Genomic DNA, 19,591 nt, shown 5'->3' with positions numbered 1-19,591 from the left:
GGTTCGCCACGTGGCCGTCGCCTTGGGGTATGGAATCCTAGCTGCGCTATTTCGGCAGTTTTCGTTTGCCCAATGGGAAATCAATGCTGGGCTCAGGGTAACAGCCCTCCTGCTTGCTCCCTATCGCTACTGGCCGGCATTGATCGTTGGTGAATCGGGCTACTACATCGGTCTCAGCTATGTTTGTTCATCCACCTGGGGTATGGCGTGGGCGCTCATTAACGTAGTTCCGGGTATGGTCTATGTGGCACCGCTCGTCTATTGGGTGCGCAAGCGCTGGCCTCCGATCACCCGAAATGCAACCCACATCAATATGGGAAGGCTGCTCGCTTGTGCACTACTGGCGTCGGTGGCATTGGATATTCGGAATCTGGGTTCATTTTCGACAATGAAGAATCTGCCACCTGGCTACGTAGTGAACTACTACAAGTTGGCGTTGGATTACTTCATCGGTGGTTACCTGGGTATTCTCACCGTCACGCCGCTTGTATTGCTCGCTTACCAGAAAATGGTCGGCAAAAGTTGGCCTGAACTTCAAAGCAAAGCCGGAAACAGTCGTTTGCTATTTGAGAGCATTTGCCTTGGTTTTCCCGTGATGGCCTTTTTGCTGTGGATAGGTTTTAGTGCGGCACCGCACACGCCGACGCGACAAATGGCGCAAGTTGCAATGTTTCTTCCGGTTGTCTGGCTGGCGTTCCGGCACGGTTGGCAAGGTGCCTCGATTGGAGGATCAATAGCAAGTTGCGCGGTAATGCTGCTGATGCCTGAACTGCGTGATCCGATGACCATTCAGGCTGAGGCCGTCGTGGCCTTTGCTATTTCTACGATGTTGATTATGGGGGCGCGCATTGCTTCGCTCGATAAGCACGTTGAACGTGATCGCATTGATGTTCATGCCGCACTCGCCTTGGCGCAGCGCAACGTCTATCTGGGTGAGATGCAGTTGCGCATGACGTCGCAGGCGCTGGAACAAATAAAGAACAGTGTCCAGGCTGGGTTCGCGATGATGCTGGGACGTCTGCGACATCTTCAGCCTGCCGTCGATGACCGCGGATATCAGCGGCATGCTTTGGTCGCACAGAATCAGTTGCGTAGTTTGGCCGACAGCCTCTATCCCCTTGCGTTACGAGAACGAGGGCTTCCTAGCGCCTTGCGCGAAGGCACGTTGGCACAGGTGCTCAGAGAAGCCGGATTGATATACTCATGCGATTTCCGCGGTCCGGTGAGCAAGCTTTCGCATACATTGCGTATGACGATTTATCGCGTCATTTGGGAAGCGGTTGCGGATGTTTGCGTGAAAAAGGATATGGGCGAAATTCAAGTTCGCGTGCGTGTTGGAGAAAGACAAGGGCGGCGAGGTGCACTTGTTGTCATCCGCTTTCGCGGTCTTCCGGCACAGCTTTCAAGCATTCATTGGGACGAATTGCTTCCAAGGATGGTGCGGGCGACCAGCGGTCTAGGTTTGCGGGCTGTGCGGGATAGAGCGGCTCTCTTCGAGGGATGTACTCGGACTCGATCTATCCATTCCGGGCACCAGATCAGTATTCTTCTGTTCGATCCCATTGTGCCCGGCGTCGCGATAAGCCCCGCCGGGCAGTGGACGGAGTGCTAGCACACTTTCAATTGACGTAGCTGCATTCGGCGGGATCTGTGCATGTGCTCGCCCTTGAGGCACCAAGCGCAGTCACCCCGCTGCTCATCGGCGTAGCCGTAATCATCGTCGACCCATCACGATAGACCGTCGTAGGTTCCGCTGCCTTGATGGACATAGTGCGCGCCGCACGCTGCTGTGGCGTGGAAACGTACTGCGACTGTCCAATCGGCAACGTAATGAACTGTCCACCCACCGTTCCGATGGCGCCAACTACGTTGCCGTTGAGATCGTTGACTTGCACGTATTTGATGCCGTTCAAGACGAACACGTAGACGTGCCAGTTAGGGCTTGCGCTTACGTCGACGGCGTTGGGCCAGGCTTGCCCTAAGCCTGTAGCCGGCGACTCCGCGGCTGCGATCACTCCAGACAGGCTCAGGCCCAGAACCATGCCGAGCGTGGCACGAGTCAGTTTGCGCATGATGTTTCCCCTTGCTAGGTAAATGGTGAGATTTGGGTGGAACGCAATCTAGCTTCCATCCTGCGCTCAAAGAGTGATTGAGTGCGTGTCGAAAGAAGCGTCATTCAGCAGGCCATAGGGGTATGTGATGGGCCTGTGAATGCGCGTTGCGAAACTGCGCGCGTCCTCTTTGCGTAATCGGTTACCAGAAAAAGCGGACGCGCATTCTCACCATAGCCGTTGCGATTAACTGCGCTTGGGCAGCTTCCATCCCGGCCGAATGAAGTGGCACGTGTAGCCATTGGGAAAGCGTTCCAGGTAATCCTGGTGTTCCGGTTCGGCTTGCCAGAAGGGACCTGCTGGGGCGATCTCAGTGACCGCCTTGCCTGGCCAGAGGCCGGACGCATCGAGGTCGGCCACGGTGTCCTCGGCGACCTGCTCCTGCGCTTCGTTGAGATAGAAGATGGCCGAGCGGTAGCTGGTGCCGATGTCGTTACCCTGGCGATTCTTCGTGGTGGGGTCGTGGATCTGGAAGAAGAATTCCAGGATCTGGCGATAGCTGATCTGGCTGGGATCAAACACGATCTCGATCGCTTCCGCATGCGTGCCATGGTTGCGGTACGTGGCATTGGGCACGTCGCCGCCCGTATAGCCCACGCGCGTGGACAGCACGCCGGGATACCGCCGCAGCAGGTCCTGCATGCCCCAGAAGCAGCCGCCGGCCAGGATGGCGGTTTCGGTTTGTGCCGTCATGGTTTGATCCTCGATGTGTTGGGTAGCCGGTGATGGTTGGCGGCCTTGGGTGCGAGTGAATCTGTAGGCGATCCGTGGTGTTTCAATGTGCTTAGGCGTGTGCCAGGCAGGTTGTTTTGCGCCCTCCCTGTAGCTTGATTAGCGTCGAGTCTCAGTTCATCAGGATGCGCCCCCTCCCCTACGTGTAGTAGGGGAGGGATGGGGTGGGGTGAAGCAATCTGGCGTTGAATTCGAAAGACATCGCAAGCTCGTACAACCCCACCCCAACCCTCCCCTGCAAGCAGGGGAGGGAGCGGTATCTCGCATTGTCGTTGCTGCGCAGTAAACTGCTCCGGTAGCGTCCTAGCAAAGCACGCAGTTGGAGTGATTTATCTCGCATAGCCAGTGAAAACGCAGCCAGAGTGATTCGAGTGCTCGTCGAACGAAGGGAGGCTCCATGAGCGCAGAAGCAACGACCGCATCCTCGTCAGGCCAAGCCAACATCCAGCACGTATTCGTGCTGATGCTGGAGAACCGATCATTCGATCATCTGTTTGCGTTGTCGGGCATACCCGGCATCACAGCGGCCACGTCCAAGAACAGCAATGCGTGCAACGGCACCACTTACACGTTCTGCGGCGGCGCACCCGGCCAAATGCCTACCGATCCGGGACACGAGTTCACCGACGTGCTGGAACAGCTATGCGGAGCCGGAGCCCAGTATCAGAAGGGCCAGGCTTATCCTGCGGTCGATAACTCCGGCTTCGTCTCGAACTACACCACCACGAAGGACGAAGGCACGCCACCGCAACCTGCCGACGTGGGCAAGATCATCAGTGGCGTTGATATCCGCACGCAGGCGCCGAATCTTTATCAATTGGCGACCGAGTTCGTACTGTGCGACGGCTGGCGCTCCTCGCTGCCGGGCCCGACCTGGCCGAACCGGTATTTTCTGCATGGTGCTTCATCGGCCGGCCTGGATCATTCGCCGACTTCAGCTGAAATGGGCGAGTGGGAAGCTGTTGATGGTTTCGCCTACCCGAACGGCTCGATCTTCGATGCATTGGGCGAGGGCAAATACCGCCTATACCAGGATGAATTCGGTTCCGCGTTCGGGCGCGTACCACAAGTTGCATCCATCAAGGGCATCAGCTTCTTCGATGTCGATGATCTGTCGCACTTCGAAGACGACCTCAAGGCAGGCTACACCGCGAGCTACACCTTTATCGAGCCAGGCTACGGCGACATAGTGCACAGTACGTACGAGGGCGGCAGCTCACAGCATCCTATGGATGGTTTAAGCGGCGGTGATCAACTTGCGGCACGCATCTACAACGCTATCCGCAACTCGCCGCTGTGGGAAAACAGTCTATTCGTGATTCTTTATGACGAGCACGGCGGTTTCTACGATTCCGTCAAACCCGGCAATGCAGCGCCGCCGAATGACGGTGCCGATGACAGTTTGAACACGAATGGATTTAGCTTCGACGTCTATGGTGTACGCGTGCCGGCCATCGTGGTGTCGCCATGGGTGGCGCGTGGTCACGTTGACCATACTGTCTACGATCACAGCTCGGTGCTTGCGACGCTGGCGCGTCTGTTCGGCCTTAATCCGCTGACCGATCGCGATAAAGACGCCAAGAACCTGCTCCCGTTACTCACAAACGCCTGTCGTACGGATTGCCCGCAAAGGATTGGATCATGAGCGCCATACCTTCTCCAGATCCGCGCGACGACCAGCCGCTGCGCGACGGCACTTCACTGATGGCTTTCCTGCATGTGTTGAAGAAGGCGCATAAGGCCTTGGTTGGACCTAATGCCGCGCATCAGCGCTTTCTACTCATGTCTACGCGCGGGCATGCCAAGAAGTACATTGAAGAGATCATGCCGTTGCTGTTGAAGAAGCGCGCCGAACATCGGTTGATGCGTGAGAAACGGCATAAAGGTCGTCAGGAAACAGCTTGAATGAATCCCTCTCCGTTCGGGAGAGGGATGTGCCGCTCACGTCGGTAAAGGTTCCGCCACGACCTGGCGCGCACTCAAGACCGTTCCCGCCGAAGCAATGATGACCGCGGCGATCGCAAACCATTGCAGCGCGCTCAGATGCTCATCAAGAAAGATCATGCCGGCGAGGGCGGCAAATGCAGGCTCCAAACTCAGTAGCGTGCCGAACGTGCGGGTCGGAAGACGCGTCATGGCGATCATTTCCAAGGTGTAAGGCAAGGCAGAGCTGAGTATCGCCAAGCCCAACGCAAGCGGCAGCAGAGGCAGCGAAAACAATGCCTGCCCTGCGTGGGCAATGCCGATGGGCATCGCGAACAGCGCGGCAACCGAAGTGCCCCACGCGACAGCATTGCTCCCATACTGCGCGCCAGCCTTCTGACCCAGCACGATATACAACGCCCAACCCACGCCCGCAGCAAGCGCGTACCCCACACCGACAGGATCAAGTCGCGTCGACGTGCTTCCCGGCGGCATCAGCAATACCAACCCGATGGCCACCAGTGCCACCCATACGGCGTCCAACAAGCGACGTGAATGGAACAGAGCAAGTGCCAATGGCCCCGTGAATTCCAACGCCACGGCAATGCCCAGAGGAATGCGCTTCAGCGCCAAGTAGAAAACAAGATTCATCACGCCGATCGACAGGCCGTATCCCCATAGCACGCGCCAGTCGCCGCCATCCTGCCGAGTTCGCCACGGGCGCCGCAGCACAAGCAACACCAAAGCGCCGAGTCCCAATCGATAAGCCGTTGCGCCCTGCGCACCTACGGCCGGGAAGAGATGTTTGGCAATCGCCGCACCGCATTGATAGGAAGCCATGGCGATAAGCAGGACGCCGACGGCCAGCAGCAAAGGGGTAAGCGATGTGGCACGGGCATCAGACATGTGCGTAGACATGGGTGTAATGGCGCGGGTGGGGAAGCCGTCGGGAAGTGTACTCGCTGGCTAAGCTCTATGCCGTTGCACGCCGATTAAATGAGCGGCCTCGGCAGACGCTAAACTTTGAAACACCGGGTGAACGATTTCAGCAATGTGTTGCGTTGACCGGCTGAAGTCGCACCCGAAGCTGACATGTTGAGTCAAGTTTGTTTTGACTATCACGTTCAAATTAAACGTGAATCGTCGCCGGTATCGAGTTGAGGCGAAAGGTGGTGTGCAGCCTCAGTTAGTCACGTTTCCATTACCAAAATCAACCAGCATTCCGTCGAGCGGCGTTTCGTTCTTGCGAGGGCCTAAGGTATGTCCTTCGCCTCCGATAACCTTGAAGTGATCGATCACATAGGGAATGCCTTCACCAACGAGCAACGGAATCTCCGTCGTTACCTCGAAGTGTAAGTGCGGTTCGCGCGCGTCTCCGGAAGCACCGATATGTGCGATGACTTCGCCGCCCCGAACGCGCTGACCTTTCTTCACCTGGATAGTGCCTGCCTTCAGGTGGTAGTAGTGCGCGAACTGTCCATCGCCAAGATCGAGGACGATGGTATTGCCGCCGGCATTGTCGAACGTTACCGGACGCGCTGGATGAAAATCACGGTTGTGTCCGGGCGGGTTATCGGGCAATCCGTCTCGCACATACACGACGGTGGCGCCGGCAACGGCGAGAACGGGTTTGTCGTATGCGTAGTACGAACGATCGGCGTGAACGTCGCCATGGTACGGCAGCCCTTGTTCGAGTTGTTTCCAATCTACTGCGAAGCGACGAGAGACCGTCATCCTTCCGTCGACGACGAAGATTCCGCGCCGATGGTGGTTGCCCGACGCGTTGCTTGGACCATCGTCAGCGATCCAATCGGTGCCCTCGACAGGCGCAGCGAGCACCTTCAACCGAGTGCTTTGCGTGCTTACGAGTGATCCTTCGACAGTCTCGCCGTTGGTAAATGCCAAGCGCTGTATGACGTGTTCCGGCATGGATGCCTTGGATGGCAGTGTCACCGACAGGAACAGCACTGCCGTGCCCCCGGCATTGATGTTGACGGGTTTCGCCACGTTGCTCATATCCATGACATCGTCCGTGCCGGCCATCCGCACGATCTCATTCAACGGGTACCCGGCAAAGCTCGCCAGAGGCGTCCTATCCGCTTGAGCCGCGTCGAGTACATCCACGTGATCGAGCGTGATCGGCGTATTTTCGAAATTGGTGACATCGAGTTCGTACAGAAGATGTTCGCCGTCTTCCGCGGGGAACGCAGTCGGCGCAAAGGGAACCTGTAGCTGGATTTGCGCCGGGAACGGCGACCGATTGGAGGGCGCTGATTGAACGGCTGTATCCGACGCGGATGCTATCTGACATACAGCCGAAGCGAGCAGCGTGCTCACGACGACTGCTTTAACGAGCGATGTGATCGAAGTGATGGCATCAACAGGCATTTTCTTCACGGCCTTGCACTCCCTTACAAAGCAAATGACGTGGATAACGGTGTGATTGGCGGTGGAGCGCGGCTTTGGCGCATGTATGGATGCAGCGCTTCAATCCACACGATTTGTACTGATAGATACTGTTTGAGCGCAATGTGTCAGGAGGCATATACGGAAGAATTGCAACGCTTCGAACCAGAACCAAGGAACCTGGGTTCAGGGTGCACTTTCATTGAGCGATGCGGGACTGGAAGTACACTCTGCTCCCTGGTTTGAGATTGAATGCAGACATGGCTACCAACCAAGATTTCGTCGACTACGTGACCGAACAAGTAGCACTTGGTGATCGCCTTACTCAAAAGAAGATGTTTGGCGAGTACGCCTTTTATGTTGACGGAAAAGTCGTCGCCTTCGCCTGTGACAATAGCCTCTTCGTCAAGCCATCCACGGCTGCAACAAGGCTGGCGCCAAATCTTCCTCAGCGGCCTCCTTACCCTGGTGCTAAGGACTACCTGGTTGCCGACGAGCTTCTAGACGACTCAGACCTGATTCGCCAACTTATCCTCGAGACAGCGGCGCTCATGCCGGTGCCCAAGCCCAAGAAATCGGCGTCAGCTCGCAAGTCCAGCAAGTGACTTCGGGCGTGGTCCACTTTCGATTTCGTTATCCAAGGATGGCCCGCGAATTCTGGCTTTGGGGCCTGGAGGGGCAGTGGTAAGCCACGCGCGATTTATCACGAGAAGCATAGCCGCCTCTACAAACGACAAGGCCACCGCATGCGGTGGCCTTGTCGTTTGATAGAGATTGGTGGAGCGGAGGAGGATCGAACTCCCGACCTTCGCATTGCGAACGCGACGCTCTCCCAGCTGAGCTACCGCCCCACGCGAGCTGCAAATGTTAGCAGCGGGGCGGGGGTAGCGCCAAGCCCTTGTGTTAGCTGGGCAGCAGCGCGGTGAGGCGGTCGAAAAGTACCTCACGGCGCCAGCCTTCCAGGGCATCTGGCCATTGGGCCGTCACCACGAATTCCTCCATGACGCGGCGCGAACAGAGCAGGCCGGCAGGCAGGTCGAGCTGGGTGGCCAGGGTGTCTACGTATTGCTTCATTTCGGCTAGGGCCTGTTTGGCCTTGCCTTGCGGTATGGGGGGAATGGAGCTGGTGTTGGCGATCTCTTCGCTGGTCACGGCGGGTTGCAGCAGTTCGAACAGTTCGGCGCGTTGCTGGGAGCGCAGCGCGCGCTGGCCGGCGGTGCGTTGTTCCAGCTCGTCAAGACGCTTAGGGGGTTGCTGGGCGATGTTGAGGGCAAGGGCGTCTTCCAGTAGCCACGGACGCGGCTTGTCCAGCAGCCGTGCGGTAGCGTCGCGCCATAGCAGAATGCGCCGCAGCCGCGCCTGTTGTTCGCGCGGCCATTCGGCGGCGCCTCTATAGGCCTGTTGCGGCTGTGGATCGCTTTCGCGCGAGCAGCTCTTGCGCTTGAGCCGTTCGCAGTCTTCCGCGTGCCACGCAGTGCGATCGCGTTGCGCCAAGCGCGTGGTGAGCTGTTGATGGATGCTTTCCAGATACACCACGTCGAGCGTGGCGTAATCACGCTGCGAAGCGGTGAGCGGACGCTGCAGCCAATCCGAGCGCGTTTCACCTTTGTCGAGCTCCGCGCCCACCAGTTCCGCCACCAACGCGCGATAGCTGAGGCCGAGCCCCATGCCCACTAAGGCTGCCGCGATCTGTGTATCGAACAGTACTCGCGGGCCTTGCGGCAGCCAGGGCGAGAGCGTTTCCAGATCTTCGCTGGCGCTGTGCATCAGCGTGATCACATTCGCACTTTCCAGTGGCTGCAATGCCGTACCGATGTCGAAGGCAAGTGGATCGACCAGTGCATAGCGCCCGTTCAAGCCCAATTGCAGCAGTGCCAATTGAGGATAGAAGGTATTGCGACGCATGAACTCTGTGTCGAGGCCGAGCACTGCACCGGCCGGCAGCTCGGCCAGCCATTGTTCAAGTTCGCTGCGTTGTGCGATCCAATCTGCCTGGGGCGGCGGTGAGAGCAGGGGCATGTTCGTTCCTTGAGATCACGGAACAAGCAACTCGCGATTGCCCCGTCATCGATGGTGCCATATGGTAAGCAGCGAACCATAGCAGGCCAGCCACGGAACGCCCACCATGCCGAGCAAGGAAACCGTACAACGCCAACGCGCATTCGGCGGCGCGCTCGGTGTGCTCGTGCTGGCCTTTGGTCTGACGTATCACTTTTTTCCCGAGCTTTTTCATGTCAGCCCGGAGGAGGTGGCCCACCCAAGTACGCCCGGCGTGGGCCGCACGGCGCCTTCGGCGCCCATTCGCCCGAACACGGCGGTGCCTTCCGAGCTGGATGAAATCTACGCCGGCCCGCCGTTGACGCTGGCACCCACTGCGGTCATCGCCGCACGCTTGTCACGCAAGCCGGCAGCGCTGCCTGAGCAGCTGAGTGCCGATCCGCCCGAAGTGAAGGCGCTGCTGGATAGTGCGGGCAAGGCTTATCAGGCCGGGCACATGGTGGGCGATAAGAACAGCGCGGCGGATCTTTACCAGCAGGCGCTCAAGCTCAAGCCGGATAGCCGCGCTGCGGCACAGGGGCTGGATCAAGTGCGCACGCATCTGATCGCGCAGATCACGCAGGACATCGCCGTGGGCGATTCAGGGTCAGCGAGTACACTGCTGGACAACCTCAAGGCGCTGCCCAACACCGCGAACGACGTGGCACCGTTGGAAGGCAGCATGAAGACGCTGCTGCAAGTGCGGCCGATGTTGGCCCAGGCGGCTACCTTGCTGCAGCAGGAAAAGGTGGACAAGCCCGCCGGCGATAACGCGCTTGAGCTGTATCGCCAAGTACAGAAGCTCGATCCGCAAAACGCAGTAGCTGCGCAGGGCATTCTGCAAGTACAGCGCGTGGTACTCGATCATGCATTAGCCGCGGTAGCCCAGAATGATTTTGCCGGCGCCGAGCAGTCGATGACCGAAGCCACGCCGATCCAACCCGATTCGCCGCAACTGCGCGACGTGCGCAACCAGATCGACGGCATCCGCCAACAACGTGCTGCCAACATACTGGCGCAAGCACGTTCCGCACTGGATGGCGGCAATCTTGATCTTGCCAAGCAACTGGCTGGACAAGCCCAATCGATCAGCCCGCAACTGGCTGGCCTTGACGAATTCGAAGTACGCCTGACCAATGCGCGCTTGTACTCCAGCTTCAAGCCTGGGCAAGTGTTCACCGATCGCTTTGTGGATATGAATGGCCAGTCGCCCACTATGGTCGTAGTGCCCACCGGCAAATTCATGATGGGCGCGCCGGATGACGAACCCGGCCGTACCGATTCGCAGGCACCTCAACACGAAGTCGATCTGAGCAAGGGCTATGCGTTGTCGCAGACGGATATCACAGTGGCGCAGTTCCGCGAATTCGTGCGTGCAAGCGGTTACAAGCCCGAATCCGTTGCGCAAGGTGGTGCGAGCGTCTACGACGAACGCACTGGCGTGATGCGCGACGTTTCGAACGCCACCTGGGAAGACGACTACGCCGGCCATTCCGCTACGGACAATCTGCCGGTGGTGAACATTTCCTGGAGCGATGCGCACGCCTACGTGCAATGGCTAAGCCAGCGCACCGGTAAAAAATTCCGCCTGCCCAGCGAAGCGGAGTTCGAATACGCATTGCGTGCGGGCAGTACCACTCGCTACTGGTGGGGCAGTGGCACGCCGAAAAGCAAGGTGGAAAACCTCACTGGCTCGGCTGATCGTTCACCCAGCGGGCGCCGCTGGAGCCACGCCTTCGAAGGTTATGGCGATGGCTATTGGGGGCCTGCGTCGGTGATGAGCTTTGCGCCGAACGGCTTCGGCCTTTACGACATGGATGGCAACGTGTCGGAGTGGACGGAAGATTGCTGGCACGACAACTACGTGCGCGCACCGGTGGATGGCAGTGCGTGGGTCAATCCTGGCTGCGGTACTCGCGTGATCCGCGGCGGCTCGTGGGGCAGTTCGCCGGAGCAGGCGAATTCTGCTTATCGCCAAGGTGCGGATGCGAGTATTCGCAGCGGGCGTGTAGGGTTTCGTATCGTGCGTGAGTTGTGAAGCTAAGATGCCAGCCGTGCCATTCTTCGATGCGCGAAAATTATGATCACATGCTACGTGCGATACGTTATCGACCCAAACTTGCTTTCGGAGTTTGAAGCCTACGCAAAAATGTGGATTCCTTTGGTCGAGAAGTTTGGCGGAAAGCATCATGGCTACTTCCTACCTTCCGAAGGCGCCAACAACATTGCGCTCGCGTTGTTTTCTTTTCCGAGCCTCGCTGCATACGAAAAATATCGTTCGGACTCGCTGCAAGATCCGGAGTGTCAGGCTGCATTCGCGTTTGCTGCCGAGAACAAATGCGTCCTGAGTTATGAGCGGAGTTTCTTCCGTCCCGTGTTTGGTTGATGCGACAAGTAGGTTGGGGTGCAAACCCCAACATCGTCATGTCAATCCACATGGCAATGTTGGGGTTTGCACCCCAACCTACGTGCCTCGTCGTAGAAACGTTATGGACGATTGGACAAAGGTACGCCCCACACGGCCGTGACATTGCCACCAAGCCTCCACTCGCTAAATGGCCGACGCGGTGCGATCAGCGCAGGAAGTCGTGCATCTCGCGTGCGTGCGTAATACGGCTCCACCCATGCCAATTCATCCTGGAACGTCCACGGAAACAAATCTTGCTTGATCGGTGTGATCTTCGCGAAGCTGCTCGGGTCGCGCACTGCTTCGATCACCAGATTCGCCAGGCGCGCGATGGCGTGATCGTTTTCCTGGTAAAGATCGATATTGCGCCGCTGTACCAGTTCCGCCGTGAAAACTAGCGGCAGCAGCGCGAAGGTGTGATAGTGCAGGGCGCGGTCGCCGCGCTTCACTTCCCGTTCCAGGGCGCCATTCGGGCCAATATCGCGAATGCCTTCGCGTGCGCGTATCAATCCCGAATCGATGAGTTGCGGCTGGTTGGTCACGGTGCCGATGGCGACCAGATTCAAGCCAGCCCAGTAAACGAGATTGTTGTGCAGATGATTGATCGCGTTCGCATCACGCGTGGCGATGGCGATGCGTTCAAGCCATGGATTGATCACGGCGAATTTGCTTGCGTTGGCGGCTTTGACAGAGTCGGGCATCCGCAAGATCACCAAAGCGAAATCTGTACCCGCCCACGAGCGTTCGTAATAACCCTGGTAACCGGCGATCGGTCCCATCAGTGCGTCCGCGCTTGCCCATCCGTGCAGAAGATCGACTGCACAAGACCAATCCCCTGTCTCCGCCGCTTTGTTGAGTTTCGCGATGAAGCCGCGCATTGGTTGCACTGCACGCGCATAACCTGCCGCGTCGTCGTAGAAACCGGGTGGGTCGATGCTCTTTACTGGAGCAGGAACCTCGCATGCGGACGCAATGGGACTGGCAATCGACACGGCGCTTGTTACGAACAAGAGCACGGCAAGAACTCGAAGCATTCGATAGTGCACGTTCACTCCTTTGACTGTGGCTGGGTGTGGGAGAGGCGCTAAAGACGGCTATTTATCCGCCGCCTTTGTTGCAAACGATGCAGCGCTAAGCCGTCGCGAGCATTACGTTTATGCACGCAAAAAATCGCGGGCATTGCTTCCCGTCAGGGCATCAAGGGATGCGGAAAACAAAGAACCCCGAAAACGGTGTTTTCGGGGTTCTCTTTGAATCTAGCCGGATCGCGTTGGATCCGATGATTTGGTGCCCAGGAGAGGACTCGAACCTCCACGGTTTTACCCGCTAGTACCTGAAACTAGTGCGTCTACCAATTCCGCCACCTGGGCAGGTGTCGCGTAAGCCTTTCGGGCTGTGCGAGCCGCGTAGAGTAGGGGGAGGGGGACGTGTTGTCAACTATTTCTGCATGATCGTTGCTGCGATCGTTCCACGTGCATCCAACTACTTATCGAAGTCACGCATCGAGGCGATACTAGGGTGTGACCAAGAAAAACATACCCAGCAAGGAAAAGGTGCCGCGCAAGGCGGCGAAGGCCCGGAAAGCCCCAGAGGATGCTCCGGCGCCCTCGCGTCGTGGGCGGGGCGAAGCACCCCGGAGTAAGCACGATCCCTTCGCCGAGCGCGAAGCGCAGCGCTACGAACGCCCCATCCCCAGCCGCGAGGCCATCCTCGCGTTGCTGGAAGAACGCGGCGAGCTGCTGACCCAGGCGCGCATTGCCGAGGCGCTGCAGCTCTACGACGAATACAGCATTGCCGCGCTCACCAAGCGCCTTACCGCCATGGTGCGCGACGGCCAGTTATTGCTCGGTCGCCGGGGCGGTTACGCGCCGGCCCGCAAATTGGACCTGATCCGCGGCGTGGTGCTTGCCAACGCTGAGGGTTACGGTTTCCTGCGGCCGGACGAGGGTGGCGACGATCTTTATCTTTCGCCTTACCAGATGCGCAGTGTGTTGCACGGCGATCGTGTGCTGGCCAGCGTGGTCGGTGTGGATCGCCGCGGACGGCGGCAGGGCGCCATTGTGGAAGTGCTGCAGCGACGCTCGCCGCGGCTGGTTGGACGCGTAATGGTCGAAAACGGCGTCACGCTGGTGGTGCCGGACGATCGCCGCCTGCACCAAGACGTGATGATCGCACCGGGGCAGGAGCGTGGTGCGCAGTCCGGGCAGATCGTGGTTGCCGAGATCACTGATCCACCCACCGCTTATCGCGGTCCGATGGGCACTATCCGCAGCGTGCTGGGTGAACGCCTGCAGCCATCGCTGCTGGTGGACATGGCGATCGCCAGCCACGACCTGCCGCACGAATGGCCGCCGGAAGTGCTACGCGAAGCGGAAGAGGTTGAACTCGACGTCACCGCTGCCGAGCGTGAAGGCCGCGTTGATTTGCGCAAGCTGCCGCTGGTAACCATCGATGGTGCAGATGCCCGCGACTTCGATGATGCCGTCTACGCCGAACCCAGACGCGGTGGCGGGTGGCGGCTGGTAGTGGCGATTGCCGATGTCTCGCACTACGTGCCGGTCGACAGCGCGCTGGACAAAGAAGCTTACGAGCGCAGCACGTCCACGTATTTCCCCGGCTTCGTCGTGCCGATGCTGCCGGAGACTTTGTCTAATGGCATCTGCTCGCTTAATCCGAAAGTGGAACGCCTATGCATGGTGTGCGACATGCAGGTGGATGCGGAAGGCGAAGTCACCAAGGCCAAGTTTTACGATGCCGTGATGCGCTCGCACGCGCGCCTCACCTACGACAAGGTGTGGCAGGTTATCGGCTTAAACGATTCCGATGCGCGCCACGAAGTGGCCGACGTACTGCCGCAATTGGAAAATTTGCACGCGCTGTACAAGGCGATGGTCGAGCAGCGCCGCCGGCGCGGCGCGATCGATTTCGAAACGCCGGAAGTGAAGTTCCGCCTCGATCAGACCGGTGAAGTACAGGCCGTGGGTGCGGTGGAACGCAATGACGCGCACAAGCTGATCGAAGAATGCATGATCGCTGCCAACGTGCAGGCGGCGACGTTCCTCTCCAAGCGCAAGATTCCTGCGCTGTATCGCGCGCATGAGACGCCGCCAGCGGAGAAGTACGAAGACCTGCAGCAGTTTCTGCGCGAATTCAAGTTGCGCATGCCGCCGGTTGAGGACGTCACGCCCGCTGACTTTTCTGATGTGCTGCGTCTGGTGAAAGACCGTCCCGAGCGCGAGCTGATCCAGTCCGTGCTGTTGCGCGCGCAGAGCTTGGCGGCCTATCAGCCGGACAATCGCGGTCACTTCGGCTTGGCGTTGGAAGCCTATGCGCACTTCACCTCGCCGATTCGCCGTTATCCAGACTTGCTGGTCCATCGCGCGATCCGTTATGCGTTGAAGGGTGGCAAGCCTTCCGGTTATCACTACACCGAGGCGGCGATGGCGGCCATGGCCGTGCACTGTTCGCAGCGTGAGCGTCGTGCGGAGGAGGCCGAGCGCGACGTCGACGAGCGCTTCCGTTGTGCGTGGATGGCCAAGCACATTGGCGAAGAGTTTGATGGCGTGGTGACTGGCGTCACGTCGTTTGGGCTGTTCGTGGAACTGGAAGAGTCGAAAGTCTCCGGTCTGGTACATATCAGCCAACTGTCCAACGACTATTACCACTTCGATCCCATTCGTCATTTGCTGAAGGGCGAACGCAGTGGTTTGCAGTTCCGCTTGGGCGATCACGTGCGTATCCAGGTACTGCGCGCCAGCTTGGAAGATCGCAAGATCGACTTCCGCATGGTGCAGCCGGTCAAGAAGAAAGCCCCAGAGCCGGCACCGCAGGCGTTTGTGCCGCCGACCACGCCGCGTGCTTACGATTACGCCGCTGGCGGCGAGCGTTATTCCTTGGCATCTGGGCGCAAGCCGCTTCCTTCGTTACCGCCACTGCCGGGCTTCGATAATGCCGGTGCGAAGAAACGCGGCTCGGCCAAGCCGGGCAAGAAAGCGGCTGTGAGTAAGACCGCGGGTAAGCGCAAAACCAAGGCTAGCACCGGCAAGTCACCTAGCAAGCGGGGCACCAAAGCGCCGAAATCGAAAGGTAAACGATGAGCGAGAATTGGATTGTCGGTATCAATCCGGTGGAAGGCGCGTTGAACAACGACGCCGAGCGTGTGCGCGAAGTGCTGGTGGAAAACGGCCAGCGCAATCCCCGCGTGAATGAACTGGCGGAAAAAGCGAAGGCACTGAAGATTCCCGTGCATCATCGTCCGCGCGAGCAGCTCGATCGCGTGGCGGGCGAAGCGCGTCATCAAGGCGTGGTTGCGCTTTACCAGGCACCGGCGTTGGCCAGCGAACAGGATTTGCCCGAATTGATCGAGCAGGCCGGCAGCAACGCCTTGGTGCTGGTACTCGATGGCGTCACCGATCCGCACAATCTTGGCGCATGCCTGCGTAGTGCAGCAGCAGCGAAGGTGACGGCAGTGGTTGTGCCGAAGGACCGCGCTGTTGGCATCACGCCGGTCGTGCGCCGCGCCTCGGCGGGCGGCGCGGATCGCGTGCCCCTGGTGGCGGCCACCAATCTTGCGCGTGCGCTGCGCGCCCTGAAGGATGCGGGCGTGTGGATCACCGGTCTGGCTGGGGATACCGATCAATCCATCTACGACATCGATCTGAAAGGCCCGGTGGCGCTGGTGTTAGGCAGTGAAGGCGAAGGTATTCGCCGACTCACGCGAGAGACCTGCGATTTCGTCGCGAAGATTCCCATGCCGGGTACCATGGAAAGCCTCAACGTATCGGTGGCTACCGGTATCGTCTTGTTCGAAGCATTGCGTCAAAGGAGTGGGCGATGACGTTCTATTGGCACGATTGGGCGGGATACATCGGTGTTGCGTTGATGTTGTTGGCTTATCTGGCGCTTCAGGCCCATAAGCTGCATGGCAATGGGTTGGTGTATCAGCTGATGAACGTATTGGGCGCGCTCGGCGTGATGCTGTCGCTGCTGTTCGGCTCGTTCAACGCTTCGGCGTTTTTCATGGAAGTAGCGTGGTTGCTGATTGGCATCTACGGTATTGCGCGCAGTGCACGGGTGCGCAAGGAAGCGCATGAGGCGGGGCATAAGACTTCGGTTTGGTGAGTGTGCGCGTATCCCATGGGCATAGTTATCTATATGGTTTACGCAGTCCTGGACTGAGCCTTGTCGTCATTCCGGCGAAGGCCGGAATCCAGTTCAAATATGCGTCCGAAAGGACTCAAAACCGTTTTTGTGTGCTTCGCACGACGTATTTAGACTGGATTCCGGCCTTCGCCGGAATGACGGTGCGGCGAGATTGGTTCCGTTACGGAGTAGTTGTGTGCAAACGACGAACTTCATAAGCCTCTGCAGACGGGGCTGACGGGTTGAAGCTCACCAACACCCGATCACCAAGTGAATGCTTTCGATCCACTTCCGTTCCCGCAGGTAATGACGCCTGCTGACTAACCATCTCCGGCGTTGCTCGCAAGAACACAAACGCACTCGGCTGCGGCTTCCACGCCAGCCAGTTCAGGTCGTAGGACACGAATTCCTGCACCACCATTTGATGGTTCTCCGCGCCAGGTTGGCTGACGAACTGTTTGGCCAATGCAAGCGCGCGTTCTTCGTCCGACACATCGTGCAAGATCCATCCCACCACCGGACAGGTGCCGTTTGACGGCGTCAACTCGCCGGCATGGTGTAGCCATGCGTCGGCAAGATACGCGTAGGGGTGATACGACGCGGGCAAGTAGTAGCCGTAGTAATGGCGTTCCATCATCGCGTGCACGGCAGGCGTCATGCCTGTGCCGTAGGTGCCGGGATAGGTGATCACGGGCAGCGTAGCGTCGGCACAACCCGGCAGCCCCTGCACATACGCCGCCGAAGCGCGCCACGGTTCATTGGAAGGCAGCATGCGGCCACGCATCAGGGCGATCGATTGCGAACCGAGCAACACAACGATGGCCACTGCGCCGATTGTTGTCGTGCGTGTGTCCAACCGTGCGGTCGCGGCATCATAAAGCCGCGCGAGCAGGAACCAGCCGAATGGGGCGCTTACCAGGACATTGCGATACGAGAATGACGGCGCCACCAGCAGCGACACGGCAATGCCGCTGAGAATCACGCCTATGCATACGACGCCGCACAAGCCAGCGGTCCAGTTGGTTAAGCGCCGCTCGTCAGTATCGGTTTGAACGACACGTGCGCGACGCAGCCACAGCACCAGCAGCATGGCCACTACGATCAGCAGCGCCTGCCGGCTCATGAAGTGGAAGACCGCACGACGCAGATGCGAGCCGAAAAACTTCGCGCTGTTGCTGAACCATGTGTCGTGGAAATCGTGCTTGGTGGTATGCGTCATCAACCACAGCAGGCCAGCGTAAAGCCCCAGCACGATCACGCCCGAAATGCTCACGCCGATTCGTTGCGGCCACGTGCGCGAGGTGATCAGCAGGAACAGCAGCAACATGCCCACCATGAGCAGCATGTAGGGATGTACTTGGCTGCCGGCGACACCGAGCACGGTAAGCCATAGCCATGCTCCCGCAGGGAAACGTTCGCCAGCGCGCGTGCGTCGGCCAAAATCGATGGCAGCGGCGAGCAGGGCGGACGAAATGAAGATCGACAGCGCGTAATTGCGCGCGTTCTGGGCTTGCTCGTACCAGAACAGCGATGTGGTCGCGACGGCGCAAGCAAAAGCGATGGCGGTAGGGCTGAGCCGGCGGCGCGTGCCGAGCGCAAATACGATGATACTCAGGATGGCGAGGATCGCGCTGAGCAAACGCACTACTGATTCGCTGGTGCCGAGAAGTTCGATCCAGCCGTAGAGCAGGAAGTCGTACAGCGGTGGATGCACATCGGCCAGCACGCGCCGAAAAACTTCGCCGAGCCCCTGGTGATGATCCACCACCTGCATGGTGAACAGCTCGTCGGCCCAGAGGCTGCTGGTGGATAGGCCGATGAAGGCGAATACGCAGCCGAGCAGGGTGATGAGGGCATAGAGCTTGCCGGGCCAGCTGAAACCGGATTTTTCGGCGAGCGTTGGATCGGCGGCGTGGGACGCAGGCGTCACTCAAGGGTTCCGTGCGGATGGCGTAAGCGGTGAGCGTACGCGAACCCTGGCGCAGAATGCACGTATACAGTTAAGGTTGCCAACGCCTCAAAGCCGTCATTCCCGCTTTCGCGGGAATGACGGCCGAGAGGGTTATAGAGTGTCGTGCTGGAGATCAATCCGGCCGATTACCCAACTTAACCGGCTCCGGGTTCGACGTGAGGTCGCGCTTGTCGCGCTGCGCCGTCAGCGGTTCGCCCTTGACCTGGAACCACACGTTCTCGGCGATGTTGGTGGCATGGTCGCCGATGCGTTCGATGTTCTTGGCCATGAACAACAGATGGGTGCACGGCGTAATCACGCGCGGGTCTTCCATCATGTAGGTGAGCAGCTCGCGGAAGTAGGCCGTATAGGATTCATCCAGTTGCACGTCGTCCTGCCACACCTTATAGGCGAGCTCTGCGTCGCGGTCCCGGTAGGCGCGCAGCACTTCACGCACTTCCTCGGCGGCGAGCTCGGCCAGGTGTGCCAGGCCGCTGGTCGGTGTCAGCGGTGCGGCCATCGACAGCGGAATGGAGCGCTTGGCTACGTTGGCGGCGTAGTCGCCGATGCGTTCGATGTCGGCAGCAATGCGCAGGGCGGCAAACACATTGCGCAGGTCGCCGGCGATCGGTGCGCGCAGAGCTAGCAGGCGCACTACGTCGTGGCTGATTTCCTGCTCCAGCTGGTCGATGGCCTCGTCGTTGTTCACGACGTGCTGGGCGGCGCGCTCGTCACGGCGGTCCACCACGTCGATGGCCGCTTCCAGCTGGCTCACGGCCAGTTCGCCCATGCGAACCAGTTCGCCGGTGAGACGAAGCAGTTCGTCGTCGTAACTCTTGATGATGTGTTCCTTGCTGCTGCCGCTCATGGGATGGCCTCGTG

At 59.1% G+C, this 19,591-nt stretch carries 17 protein-coding genes and 2 tRNA genes; 9 read left to right on the top strand and 10 right to left on the bottom strand.

The annotated features are described in order from the left end of the window. Nucleotides 1-10 precede the first annotated feature (10 nt). On the top strand, nt 11-1,612 hold the full coding sequence (locus QQJ86_RS20390; protein ID WP_284322818.1) for an MASE1 domain-containing protein: 1,602 nt from the start codon (nt 11-13) through the stop codon (nt 1,610-1,612). A gap of 7 nt (nt 1,613-1,619) precedes the next feature. Here the strand turns inward: QQJ86_RS20390 and QQJ86_RS20385 are convergent, their stop codons facing one another. Then, nucleotides 1,620-2,072, bottom strand: coding sequence for a hypothetical protein (locus QQJ86_RS20385; protein ID WP_284322817.1), 453 nt, complete (start codon nt 2,070-2,072; stop codon nt 1,620-1,622). A gap of 225 nt (nt 2,073-2,297) precedes the next feature. Continuing rightward, nucleotides 2,298-2,804: a peptide-methionine (S)-S-oxide reductase MsrA gene (msrA, locus tag QQJ86_RS20380; protein ID WP_284322816.1), complete on the bottom strand. Its 507-nt coding sequence runs from the start codon at nt 2,802-2,804 to the stop codon at nt 2,298-2,300. 436 nt (nt 2,805-3,240) lie between these two features. Between msrA and QQJ86_RS20375 the strand changes: the two genes are divergently transcribed. Both QQJ86_RS20375 and QQJ86_RS20370 read left to right on the top strand, forming a co-directional pair. Next, nucleotides 3,241-4,488 carry an alkaline phosphatase family protein gene (locus QQJ86_RS20375; RefSeq protein WP_284322815.1) on the top strand — a complete coding sequence of 416 codons (1,248 nt, stop codon included), beginning with the start codon at nt 3,241-3,243 and terminating at the stop codon, nt 4,486-4,488. Further along, nucleotides 4,485-4,748 (top strand): hypothetical protein, encoded by a 264-nt coding sequence (locus QQJ86_RS20370; RefSeq protein ID WP_284322814.1) that lies wholly within the window; start codon nt 4,485-4,487, stop codon nt 4,746-4,748. Before QQJ86_RS20375 ends, QQJ86_RS20370 begins: the two co-directional genes overlap by 4 nt. Before the next feature lie 36 nt (nt 4,749-4,784). Here the strand turns inward: QQJ86_RS20370 and QQJ86_RS20365 are convergent, their stop codons facing one another. Beyond that, entirely contained in the window at nt 4,785-5,672 is an 888-nt protein-coding gene (locus tag QQJ86_RS20365; RefSeq protein WP_284322813.1) for an EamA family transporter, read from the bottom strand. A gap of 276 nt (nt 5,673-5,948) precedes the next feature. After that, nucleotides 5,949-7,154, bottom strand: coding sequence for a M23 family metallopeptidase (locus QQJ86_RS20360; protein ID WP_284322875.1), 1,206 nt, complete (start codon nt 7,152-7,154; stop codon nt 5,949-5,951). A 278-nt stretch (nt 7,155-7,432) separates the two neighbouring features. On the opposite strand from QQJ86_RS20360, the gene QQJ86_RS20355 reads away from it, so the two are divergent. Next, nucleotides 7,433-7,777, top strand: coding sequence for a TfoX/Sxy family protein (locus QQJ86_RS20355; protein ID WP_284322812.1), 345 nt, complete (start codon nt 7,433-7,435; stop codon nt 7,775-7,777). Nucleotides 7,778-7,947: 170 nt separating this feature from the next. Here QQJ86_RS20355 and QQJ86_RS20350 read toward each other — a convergent pair. Both QQJ86_RS20350 and QQJ86_RS20345 read right to left on the bottom strand, forming a co-directional pair. Then, nucleotides 7,948-8,023, bottom strand: a tRNA-Ala gene (locus QQJ86_RS20350). Between the two features lie 52 nt (nt 8,024-8,075). Next, on the bottom strand, nt 8,076-9,191 hold the full coding sequence (locus tag QQJ86_RS20345) for a ribonuclease D (RefSeq protein WP_284322811.1): 1,116 nt from the start codon (nt 9,189-9,191) through the stop codon (nt 8,076-8,078). A 106-nt stretch (nt 9,192-9,297) separates the two neighbouring features. On the opposite strand from QQJ86_RS20345, the gene QQJ86_RS20340 reads away from it, so the two are divergent. Next, the gene (locus tag QQJ86_RS20340; RefSeq protein WP_284322810.1) at nt 9,298-11,247 is read left to right on the top strand and encodes an SUMF1/EgtB/PvdO family nonheme iron enzyme; all 1,950 of its coding nucleotides are present in this window, start codon (nt 9,298-9,300) and stop codon (nt 11,245-11,247) included. Nucleotides 11,248-11,304: 57 nt separating this feature from the next. Further along, on the top strand, nt 11,305-11,595 hold the full coding sequence (locus QQJ86_RS20335) for an NIPSNAP family protein (RefSeq protein ID WP_284322809.1): 291 nt from the start codon (nt 11,305-11,307) through the stop codon (nt 11,593-11,595). Nucleotides 11,596-11,696: 101 nt separating this feature from the next. Here the strand turns inward: QQJ86_RS20335 and QQJ86_RS20330 are convergent, their stop codons facing one another. Further along, nucleotides 11,697-12,662, bottom strand: coding sequence for a mannuronate-specific alginate lyase (locus QQJ86_RS20330; RefSeq protein WP_284322808.1), 966 nt, complete (start codon nt 12,660-12,662; stop codon nt 11,697-11,699). 239 nt (nt 12,663-12,901) lie between these two features. Continuing rightward, nucleotides 12,902-12,986: transfer RNA gene (locus QQJ86_RS20325), tRNA-Leu, on the bottom strand. 150 nt (nt 12,987-13,136) lie between these two features. On the opposite strand from QQJ86_RS20325, the gene rnr reads away from it, so the two are divergent. Genes rnr through QQJ86_RS20310 form a run of 3 tightly spaced genes read left to right on the top strand, consistent with a single transcriptional unit; the run spans nt 13,137 to nt 16,737 of the window. Further along, entirely contained in the window at nt 13,137-15,713 is a 2,577-nt protein-coding gene (gene rnr, locus QQJ86_RS20320; protein ID WP_423372910.1) for a ribonuclease R, read from the top strand. Next, nucleotides 15,710-16,453, top strand: coding sequence for a 23S rRNA (guanosine(2251)-2'-O)-methyltransferase RlmB (gene rlmB, locus QQJ86_RS20315; RefSeq protein WP_284322807.1), 744 nt, complete (start codon nt 15,710-15,712; stop codon nt 16,451-16,453). The genes rnr and rlmB overlap by 4 nt, the downstream gene beginning before the upstream one ends. Then, nucleotides 16,450-16,737: a CBU_0592 family membrane protein gene (locus QQJ86_RS20310; RefSeq protein WP_284322806.1), complete on the top strand. Its 288-nt coding sequence runs from the start codon at nt 16,450-16,452 to the stop codon at nt 16,735-16,737. The genes rlmB and QQJ86_RS20310 overlap by 4 nt, the downstream gene beginning before the upstream one ends. Before the next feature lie 202 nt (nt 16,738-16,939). Here the strand turns inward: QQJ86_RS20310 and QQJ86_RS20305 are convergent, their stop codons facing one another. Further along, nucleotides 16,940-18,688: a glycosyltransferase family 39 protein gene (locus QQJ86_RS20305; protein WP_284322805.1), complete on the bottom strand. Its 1,749-nt coding sequence runs from the start codon at nt 18,686-18,688 to the stop codon at nt 16,940-16,942. 154 nt (nt 18,689-18,842) lie between these two features. After that, nucleotides 18,843-19,577 carry a phosphate signaling complex protein PhoU gene (gene phoU, locus QQJ86_RS20300; protein ID WP_284322804.1) on the bottom strand — a complete coding sequence of 245 codons (735 nt, stop codon included), beginning with the start codon at nt 19,575-19,577 and terminating at the stop codon, nt 18,843-18,845. Between the last annotated feature and the right edge of the window lie 14 nt (nt 19,578-19,591).

The sequence above is a fragment of the Dyella acidisoli genome (genome assembly GCF_030160295.1).
Classification (GTDB): domain Bacteria; phylum Pseudomonadota; class Gammaproteobacteria; order Xanthomonadales; family Rhodanobacteraceae; genus Dyella_B; species Dyella_B acidisoli.
This window is presented reverse-complemented; position numbering and strand designations above follow the sequence as displayed.